Origin of the sequence: Streptomyces europaeiscabiei (assembly GCF_001550375.1) — a bacterium.
Lineage (GTDB): Bacteria > Actinomycetota > Actinomycetes > Streptomycetales > Streptomycetaceae > Streptomyces > Streptomyces europaeiscabiei.
Genome location: NZ_LRTR01000878.1, coordinates 1 through 564, shown reverse-complemented (window position 1 = coordinate 564; position 564 = coordinate 1). Strand labels below are relative to the sequence as shown.

The 564-nt window shown below is 77.7% G+C and carries 1 protein-coding gene; it reads right to left on the bottom strand.

Annotation, left to right across the window (positions count from 1 at the left end; genetic code table 11):
- Positions 1-564, bottom strand: a 564-nt coding sequence (locus tag AWZ10_RS44880) for a KR domain-containing protein (protein ID WP_159058594.1), incomplete at both ends; no start/stop codon positions are given.

Genomic DNA, 564 nt, shown 5'->3' with positions numbered 1-564 from the left:
AGGCGTCCGGTCGCGGCGGCGGAGCGCAGTGCGGCGGCATCGGTGCGCAGCGGCGCGAGGAGGGGTTCGCCGGTGGTGAGGGCCTCGTCGAGGAGGCGCAGTGCCCGGTCGGGGGCGAGGGCGGGCAGCCCGGAGGCCGCGATGCGGCGCCGGTCGTCCTCGCCGAGCCCGCCGGTCATGCCGCTGTCGTGGTCCCACAGGGTCCAGGCCAGGGAGGTGGCGGGCAGGCCGGTCGCCCGGCGGTGGTGGGCGAGGGCGTCCAGCACGGTGTTGGCGGCGGCGTAGTTGGCCTGTCCGGCTCCGCCGAGGAGGCCGGAGGCGGAGGAGAACAGGACGAAGGCGGTGAGGTCGGCGTGGCGGGTCGCCGTGTGCAGGGCGAGCGCGGTGTCCGCCTTGGCCCGCAGCACGGGGGCGAGCCGGTCGGGGGTGAGTGAGTCGAGGACTCCGTCGTCGATGACGCCCGCGGTGTGGACGACGGCGCGCAGCGGCCGGTCGGCGGGCAGCGTGGCCAGGGCGGCGGCGAGGGCGTCGTCCTCGTACAGGGACTCGCGGGACGCCGTCGGG